Origin of the sequence: Inquilinus limosus DSM 16000, from assembly GCF_000423185.1 — a bacterium.
Lineage (GTDB): Bacteria > Pseudomonadota > Alphaproteobacteria > DSM-16000 > Inquilinaceae > Inquilinus > Inquilinus limosus.
This window is the reverse complement of sequence record NZ_KE383988.1, coordinates 58726-67069: the sequence shown is the minus strand read 5'-3', so window position 1 is coordinate 67069 and position 8344 is coordinate 58726. Positions and strand designations below refer to the sequence as shown.

Sequence of the window (8344 nt, the reverse complement as noted above, 5' to 3'; positions counted from 1 at the left end):
GCCGGATAACGCAGAATCCCTCTGCCTGCGCGAACCCGCCCTTTCCCCAGGGCAACATGAGAGGAGATCGATTCCGCAGCCCCGGAAAGCGGGCCGCCGGCAAGAGGATGGGCCGAGCGCGAACCTCCCGGCCATCTCGTGTCCGCTCCGGGTTCGCGCGGCCGGGTCAGAACACCAGCGGCCCCTCCAGGTCGAGCGTCGGCTTGGCGCCGACATGCTCCACCCGCCGATGGCCCTCCGCGCCCAGCCGGTAGAAGCGGAGGCTGTCCGCCGCCGGGTCGATCTCGCCGATCAGCCTGGCCTTGAGCGCGGTCCACTGCGCCGGGTCCACCTCGCATTCGAACACCGAGTTCTGCACACGCTGGCCGTGGTCGAGGCACGCCCGCGCCACCCGCCGCAGCCGTTTCCGGCCGGCGCTCGTCGCCGTGCTGACGTCATAGGTGATCAGCATCAGCACGGTTCATCTCCATACGAAGCCCGGATACCCGTCGAGATCGCCGCGCAGGTGCCGCGCCAGAAGCTGGGCCTGGGCGTGGGCGACGAGGCCGAGCGGCATCGGCTCGTCGAGGAAGGGGTGGCGAAGCTCGTCCCGCTTCCGCTCCTGCCAGGCCGCCAGCACGCGCTTGCGGGCGTCGTCGGTCAGCCGCACCCCGCCGGCCTCCTCGATCACGAAATCCTCCGGCGCCAGCTGCCGCCGATTGACCAGGCTGAGCGCCAGCCGGTCGGCGAGCACCGGCCGCAGCTCTTCCATCAGGTCGAGCGCCAGGCCCGCCCTGCCCGGCCGGTCGGCATGCAGGAACCCGACCTGGGGGTCGAGCCCATGCGCCTCGAGCGCCGAGCGGCAGTCATGGCCGAGCATGGCGTAGAGGAACGACAGCAGGGCGTTGATCCGGTCGAGCGGCGGGCGGCGCGACCGGCCGCCGAAGGCGAAGGCCGGGTCGCCGGTCCGCAGCATGCGATTGAATCCGCCGAAATAGACGAGCGCCGCCTCGCCCTCCAGCCCGCGCAGCGCCTCCACCTCCGCCGCGGCGAGCGTGCGGCGGGCGATGTCGGTCAGCCGGCGCTCGGCTTCGGCCAACCCGTCCCTGTCCGCGGCCGGCATGGCCTCGCCGTGATCGCGCAGGGCGCGGCGGATGACGGTGCGCTGGTTCGCCGTCTTGGCCGCGACGATGCCGCGCACGATCGGCACCGCGCGCGCCGGATCGTCGGCGGCGCGGAACTGGGCCCGCCGCAACAGCACATTGCCGGTGCGGGCGCCCTCCACCCGGGCCAGGAACCGGCCGTTGGGATCGAGATGCGAGACCGTGATCCCGGCTTCCGCGCAGGCGGCGAGGAGCGCCGGCGACGCGCCCGGCCGGCCGAAGCTGACGATTCCGTCCAGCATGTGCAGCGGCGCCCGGCCGCGTTCGGCGCCCTCGACCTCGATCACAAGGTTCTCGCCGTCCTTGCGCAGCCAGGCCTTCTCGCTGGTCACATAGACGGTGTTGAGCATGCGCCGCATGTCTTCGCCCTCACCCGCCGATCTGCGCCGCGAGCCAGCGCCGGACCGCGGGCGCCTTCTCCAGCCGCGCCGGCTGGCACAGCGTCAGCAGCGAGCAGCGCTTGCAGGCCGGGGTGCGGATAGGGGGCGGCGTCTTCATCGCGGCGATCATCGCCCGCGTCTCGGCGGCGACCCGCGCCGTCAGGGCGCGCAGCGCGTCGTCGAACACGACCGGATGCCGCCGGCGCGTCTCGCCGTAGAACAGCGCCCCCTCGGGCACGGGAACGCCGAACATCTCCTCCAGGCAGATCGCCTGGGCGCAAAGCTGCACCTCGTCGGCCCGGTGCGCCTTCGGCCGGCCGCGCTTGTACTCGATCGGGAAGGGCTGGCCGCGGCCGGCCGCGCCGGCGCCGCGGAACTCCACCACATCCGCCCGGCCGGCGACGCCGAGCGCCAGGGACCGCACGGCCAGCCCGCGTGCCACCCGCACGCCCGGCCGCGTCTCCGGCCGGGCGGCGTCCGCCTTCGCGTGCAGCAGCTGCCCTTCCGCCGTCGCCGCATCCTCGGCCCAGAGCTGCTCGACATGGATCAGCGCGCATTGGCGCGGGCAGAACAGATAGTGCTGCAGCGCCGAGAGCGGGATCAGCGCATCCTCGGCCTCCCGATCGAGGGCGGGCGGGCCCGGCGGCATGCCTCAATGCTCGACGATCTCGATCCCGTCCGGCAGGCCGTCGCGGTCGATCGTGATCTCGTAGTCGTCGAAGCTGCGCGCCGGCGGCGCGTTGTCCAGACGGTCGTCGCCCGGCTCGTGCCTCTCGCCCTTGAAGCGCCGCCAGGTCTTCACCCGGGCGAACAGGTCCTGCGCCCGGGCGTTGCCCAGCGCCGAGGCGTGGCGGAACACGATCAGCCGGCGCGTCGCCATCTCGCCGCGCGCGGCCGAGCGGTCATGCTCGAACATGTTCGTCAGCGCCTCGAACAGCAGGTCGAGATCGGCGTCGGAGAAGCCGGTGCCCTTGACCGGATGCGAGGCCAGCGGCGCCGAGACGAAGCCGTGCGCGCGATACAGGCCATAGGGCACGATGTGCTTGCGGCCCATGGTGCGGCCGCCCTTGGCCTCCGCATCGGCCTCGGTGGTCGCGGCGAGGCGGGTGATCGAGACCTCCAGCGGCAGGATCGGCTCGACCGAGCGGGCGAAGGCCAGCTGCACCGGGCCGCGGACCTGGCCGGCATTGACGCCGGTCGTCATCACCGCCCCGAAGGCGCGGATGTCCCAGAAATTGGCGCACATCCAGCGCGTCAGCTCGCGCGCCTTGGCGTCGTCCTTCGGCAGCCTCTTGAGCTCATCGGCCTTGGTGACATCGGGCAGGATCGCGGTCCAGGCGCGCTTGTGCTCGTTGTTCAGCGTCGCCCCGTCGCGCATGTAGATCTCGTGGCCCGGCGCCTCCGGCCGCGCCATGGCGACGTAGTTCCGCACCTTGCGCTTCAGCGCCACGTCCGAGACCAGACCCTGATTGGTTTCCGGGTCCAGGCGCGGCAGGTTGCCGGCGTCGGGATCGCCGTTCGGGTTGCCGTTGGCGACGTCGAAATACAGCACGAATTCGTGCCGCCGCGCCAAGCCCGCCCCATTATTCGTCGTCACTGCCGGTCCCCTCCCCGTCCATACTGTCGATCTCGGCCTGGGCCTCGCGGCTGGCGAACTGGCCCCGGCGCTGGTGGTAGTAGCCGAGCACGAACCGCCCCTGCGCCTCGAGCCTCAGCGACCGCGGCAGCTCCGGCGGCAGCTTGGCGTGGATCTCCTCGATCTCGCGCTCCAGCCAGCCGCCCTTGCCGCTCTTGCGCAGCTTGCCGAGGTGCGCCTGGGCGCCGCGCATCAGCAGCGGGAAGACGCTGCCGGGCGTGGCCGAGGCCGCGCCGAAATAGCGGTCGCGGATGGTCGCGTTCACCTGGCCCAGCGCCATGCGCTGCGCCGTCTCCACCGCCGCGAACAGGCGGCCGAGCTGATAGGCGGGATGCGGATTATCCCTGTCGAGGCCCACGGGCAGTCCCTCCCTGGAAAGATCGATGGGGTCGGATCCGGCTGCGAGCTTCGCGCGCCGGTCGCGCAGCAGCACCGCCCGGATCGCGGCGGCGTGCCAGCCGGTGCCCGGGTCGTCGCCGGCGCGCAGGCGCATGATCGCGGCCGACAGCAGCGTGCGCGGATAGGGCGTGCCCGTCAGAACGGCGCGCGCCATCTCCCCGGCCAGCAGCGGCGGCACGTTCTCCGCCTTCTCCTGCAGCGCCGTGCACTTGACCAGCAGCCAGGCGATCGAAGGCGGCCGCCGCCAGGGCAGCGGATCGATGGCGAGATCGCGGTGATGGTCCGCCAGCCGCTTGGCGAACTCGCCGAAATCGCCGGTCAGCCAATAGCGGATCGAGAGGCGTGCCGCGTTGGGAGCGAGGCCGAGGACGTGGAACTTCGTGTGTTCGTCGAGCCTAGCATCGAGCGTCGCGAGCGGCCGCCCGGCCGCCACCTTTTCGAGCTGGTCACGCAGCCTCGCCGCTTCGCTCTCGTCGTCCGGCGGCTCGAGCATCGCCGCGACCCAGTCCTCCGCCGCCTGCGCCGCCGTCTCGCCGACCCCGGCCGTGTCGGCCCAGAACACCACCGTCGCGTCGCCGATGCCGCGCTTCAAGCGGTTGCGGCCGGACCGGTCGAGCAGGCCGTTGAGCGCGGCGCCGTACCGGAACGCCGCCGCCTCCGAGGTCGGCGCGTTGTCGCCCTGTTCCTTGCCGTAGGAGGTGAAGGCGTCGAGGTTGAAGGAGACGAGCGCGGCGCCCGAGGATTGCGCGCCGACGACGCCCTTGATGGTGGGATGAAGCCTCGCCACCGGCGCCTCCAGCCCGGTGACGAGGCAGAAGGCGCGCTTGCCCTCAACCCCGGCGCGGCGGGCCAGCAGGGCGCGGGCGGCCTCGCGCTCGTGCAGGAAACGCTGCTCGCCGTCCAGCCGGAAGACGATGTTCGCGTCGAGCATCTCCGGGCTGAACGGCGGGGCGTCGAAGCGCTCGGGCGTCCAGCCTTCCAGGAATCGCTGCAGCGCCACTAGGCCTGGATCGTTGCTGTAGGCCAGCATCTCCAGATGCATTGCCTTGAACGCCGCATGCTCCTGCGCCGTGCGCCCGCCTTCGCCCGCGGTGCGGCCGAGCAGATAGGCGCTCTTGTCCCAGAAAGCGTTCGGCAGGATCGCGACCGTCCGCTTGACCGCCGCGGGGACGGAGAGCAGCTGCGGCACCAGCCGCTTGCCGCTCGCGGCCCGCAGGTCGACCACTTCGACCGGCTCGCCCTCCTCCGACAGAGTGATGGCGAAGCTGATCTTCTCGCGCGAGAAGCCGGGCTGCTCGGCCTCCCCTCGGCTGGCCATCCGGTCGTAGTAGCGGTCGAGCGCCTGCAGGACGGTCACGAAACAGTGCCCTCGGCCAGGCAGCGCCGCACGTCGAGCACATTGTCGTCCGTGAGCCGCGCATGGAAGAAGCGCGAGGTGCGGTCATTGGCGAAGTCGATGTCGAACAGCATCCAGCCCAGGTCGCGGTTCTTTTGATCTTCGGGCAGAGTGCCGGCGGGCAGCGGCGCGCCTTCCGGGATCAGCTCGAAATCGGCGGCGAATTCCCGGGTGCCCAGGCACGGCCGGTGGAAGCACTGGCCGGAAGCCGCACGCCGGTTGAACATGCTGATGTGCTTGGCGTCGGTATCCTCGGCCCCGGCCTTGCCCGTCCGCTCGAAATGCGCCTCGATGACGTAGTCGACATCGACCAGCAGCGTCGTCGCGCGCTGCTGCCGATGATCCTCGACAACAAGGCCCAGCCCCGCGCCGGAGCCGGCGCGCATGGCGCGCTCGGCGGTCGCGGCGCTGGCTTTGGCGCCGACCTCGTTGCGCCGGAAGGACTGGAAGCGGATCGGCTTCAGCACATGGATCCGGTCGACGACCCAGCGGATCGCCGGCTTCCAATGGATCGCCTCCAGGATGCCGCGGGCGGCCGACGGGGTCATCACGTCATAGGAGACGCGCTCGACCTTCATCTCCGGCCTTGTGAAACACGCGCGCTCACCCCAGACGCGCAGCCTGATGCCGTAACTCATGGGCTCCCCTCAATGACGGCGGGAGGCGGACTGAAATCATCTAGCAGGAATGCAAAGCTATAATCCGGATCTGAATAATCTAATCTGAGCACATCTTCGCAGCCCGGACAATAGGGCCCCCGGCGGGCGCCGGGGGCGAGTCGCATTCCAACGCGCTTCAGTGTTTCGATCCGCACTCGACGTTGATTTCCGAGCGACCGGTGGAGGTGTGACGTCGAGATCGATCTCGATGAGCGCCCCGCGAATACGGATACGCAGTATGACGCCCTTTCGCCTCGCCATAGATCGTCCCTCCGAACACGATCGTGTCAGGATTGGCCGAGAGCGATCAACTTGGCCTTAAGAGGTACAGCAGTCGCGTTTCCAACGCGCGTCAGTAAAGTTCATAGAGCTCCATCGCAGCCGTACCTCACGCGTTTCAGCGGTGCCTGCCCTCAGAACACATTCCGCTCGGCGTCGCGATAGGTCGGCTCCTCCAGATCAACGCCGGTGTCCGGCCGGTAATGCGCCAGATCCGCGAATCGCAAGATCGCCTCGCCGAGCGCCGGATGGACCGGCGTCAGCGCACCTCGTGCCAGCCAGTCCTGCCATTTATTCCTGGGGAGCGGCACGGTGTATTGCTGCAGCCGCTGCAGATCCGGGCCGGACGGCTTCGGCTGCGCGGCGATCCGGGCCAGCAGTTCCTCCGCCTCCCGGTCGGCCTCGTCCGCGCGCCAGGGCACGATCACCGGCTCCATCGCCTCGTCGATCAGGCGGAAGGCCTGCGCGATCGAGGCGAAGGGGAAGGCCCAGTCGGCGGCGCGCTCCCGGATCGCCGGGAGGATGCCGGGACTCGCACCGACCTTCGCTGCGTCCAGCGCCGCATCGCTCTTCCGCCAATAGAGCTCGCCGAAGAAGTCGCGCACGGCGTCGAGCCCCAGCGGGTCGGCATGCTTGGCCAGCGCCGGCTGCGCCGCCTGCCAACGCAAGAGCAGGTCGTGCGGTGGTTTAACGTCGGCCGGTTCGAACACCACGACCCGCCCGAGCCGCGGCCGCCCCTCGCCGTCCGTCAGCGTGCCCTCGCGGGCGCAGCGGCCCGCGGCCTGCGCGATCGAATCGATGCCGGCGGCGGCGCGCCAGACCTCGGGGAAATCGATGTCGACCCCCGCCTCGATCAACGATGTCGCCACCAGCCGCACCGGCTGTCCCTGGCGCAGCCTGTCGCGCAGCCCGGCCAGCACCTGCCGGCGGTGGCGCGGGCACATCAGGGTGGAGAGATGCACCGCGCCCGGCAGGTCGCGGATGGCCGCGAACAGCCGCTGCGCATGGGCGCGCCGGTTGACGATGCACAGCATCTGCGGCTGCTCGGCGAAGCGCCGTGCGATCGCCGCATCGTCGACCGGTCCCGGCAGCCGCTCGACGGCGACCCGCTTCAGCCTGCGGTAGAGAGCCTGCGGATCGGGAGCCAGCTCGCGTGCATCGTCGATGGCGAAGCCGCCGTTCTCGAACCCGTCGACCGTGCGCAGCGCCGGCTGTGTGGCGGTGCAGAGCACGATACTGGCGCCATAGTGCCGCGCCAGCTCGTCGATCGCCGCCATGCAGGGGCGCAGCAGATGCACCGGCATGGTCTGCGCCTCGTCCAGCACGACGGCGCTGCCGGCGATGTTGTGCAGCTTGCGGCAGCGCGACGGCCGGTCGGCGAACAGGCTCTCGAAGAACTGCACCGCGGTGGTGACGACGATCGGCACGTCCCAGTTCTCCGCCGCCCGCTGCAGCTTGGCCAGCGCATCCGGCGCCTCGTCGTCGGCGCGGGGCGTCCGGCGCGCCCGCTCCCAGTCGAAGCTGGCATGGTGTTCGAGGATATCCTCTTCGCCGCCCAGCGCCTGGCGGAACACCTGCGCCGTCTGCTCGATGATCGAGGTGTAGGGAATGACGTAGATGACGCGGCGAAGGCCGTGGCGGACCGCGTGCTCGAGCGCGAAGGAGAGCGAGGCTAGGGTCTTGCCGCCCCCGGTCGGGACGGTGAGGGTGAACAGGCCGGGCGTAAGCTCGGCCTTGCTGACCGCATGGTCGAGGATCGTGGCGCGCAGGGCGTTGAGCGGCGTCGGCTCGGCCGCCGCGCGTTTCTCCGCCATATGGGCGCGCAACCGGTCGCGCAGCGCGGCGAGGCTCGTATGGCCGCCGCGCTCGGCCGGCGCGCCCTCCGCCGCCGCATAGAATCGCTCGGTCGCCAGGAAGTCGGCGTCGACCAGGCACGAGAACAGCATCCGGACAAGGAAGCTTGCGGCGAAGCCCTTCGGTCCCGCCTGCCAGTTGAAGGCCCGTGTGGGCTTCAGCTCCGGCTGGGGCGGCAGCGGCCCAGCCTGCGCCTGCCATCCGGCGGGGACCAGGCCCGCCGCCCCCTCCAGCCGGCGCGCCAGATCGATGCCGTCGGCCAGGCCGGCGTGATGTGCCGCGATGATGGCGGCGAGCATCGTGCCGAGCGGGAGCCTATAGGCATCGAGCGCGATCCGCGCCCCGGCCGAGGAATGATCGCCGCCCGACTCCCTTTGCCCGGCGATATAGGCCTGGAACGCGGCGGAGAGCTTGCCGATATCGTGCAGGCGGCCGGCGAGGCGGGCCACCTCCGCCCAGCCGAACACTGCGGCGAACTCCGCCGCCAGGGCCGCGACCGCCTCCTGGTGATCCGACAGGCTTTCCCAGCGGTCCATCGGCCGACCGGGAAGCGAATGCGCGTAGATGATGCCGTCCGCCATCGCCGAAATCCCTCTCGA

7 protein-coding genes are annotated in these 8344 nt (G+C 70.8%); all 7 read right to left on the bottom strand.

What is annotated here, in order from left to right; genetic code table 11:
• Nucleotides 1–166: 166 nt before the first annotated feature.
• Nucleotides 167–451 (bottom strand): CRISPR-associated endonuclease Cas2, encoded by a 285-nt coding sequence (gene cas2, locus G537_RS0134465; protein WP_425402324.1) that lies wholly within the window; start codon nt 449–451, stop codon nt 167–169.
• Nucleotides 452–460: 9 nt separating this feature from the next.
• Nucleotides 461–1501, bottom strand: coding sequence for a type I-C CRISPR-associated endonuclease Cas1c (gene cas1c / locus G537_RS0134460; RefSeq protein ID WP_026873908.1), 1041 nt, complete (start codon nt 1499–1501; stop codon nt 461–463).
• A 10-nt stretch (nt 1502–1511) separates the two neighbouring features.
• On the bottom strand, nt 1512–2171 hold the full coding sequence (gene cas4, locus G537_RS0134455; RefSeq protein WP_026873907.1) for a CRISPR-associated protein Cas4: 660 nt from the start codon (nt 2169–2171) through the stop codon (nt 1512–1514).
• Between the two features lie 3 nt (nt 2172–2174).
• Nucleotides 2175–3119, bottom strand: a complete 945-nt coding sequence (gene cas7c / locus G537_RS0134450; protein ID WP_026873906.1) for a type I-C CRISPR-associated protein Cas7/Csd2 — start codon at nt 3117–3119, stop codon at nt 2175–2177.
• On the bottom strand, nt 3106–4914 hold the full coding sequence (cas8c, locus tag G537_RS0134445) for a type I-C CRISPR-associated protein Cas8c/Csd1 (RefSeq protein ID WP_026873905.1): 1809 nt from the start codon (nt 4912–4914) through the stop codon (nt 3106–3108). Before cas8c ends, cas7c begins: the two co-directional genes overlap by 14 nt.
• Complete coding sequence (gene cas5c / locus G537_RS0134440; RefSeq protein WP_026873904.1) at nt 4911–5591, bottom strand: type I-C CRISPR-associated protein Cas5c; 681 nt, start codon at nt 5589–5591, stop codon at nt 4911–4913. Before cas5c ends, cas8c begins: the two co-directional genes overlap by 4 nt.
• A gap of 434 nt (nt 5592–6025) precedes the next feature.
• The gene (locus G537_RS0134435; protein WP_034854007.1) at nt 6026–8326 is read right to left on the bottom strand and encodes a CRISPR-associated endonuclease Cas3''; all 2301 of its coding nucleotides are present in this window, start codon (nt 8324–8326) and stop codon (nt 6026–6028) included.
• Between the last annotated feature and the right edge of the window lie 18 nt (nt 8327–8344).

Bases quoted from the DNA above. Each gene is read 5' to 3' on its own strand.
- cas2 (WP_425402324.1), bottom strand. From the start codon at position 451: ATGCTGATCACCTATGACGTCAGCACGGCGACGAGCGCCGGCCGGAAA.
- cas1c (WP_026873908.1), bottom strand. From the start codon at position 1,501: ATGCGGCGCATGCTCAACACCGTCTATGTGACCAGCGAGAAGGCCTGG.
- cas4 (WP_026873907.1), bottom strand. From the start codon at position 2,171: ATGCCGCCGGGCCCGCCCGCCCTCGATCGGGAGGCCGAGGATGCGCTG.
- cas5c (WP_026873904.1), bottom strand. From the start codon at position 5,591: ATGAGTTACGGCATCAGGCTGCGCGTCTGGGGTGAGCGCGCGTGTTTC.
- G537_RS0134435 (WP_034854007.1), bottom strand. From the start codon at position 8,326: ATGGCGGACGGCATCATCTACGCGCATTCGCTTCCCGGTCGGCCGATG.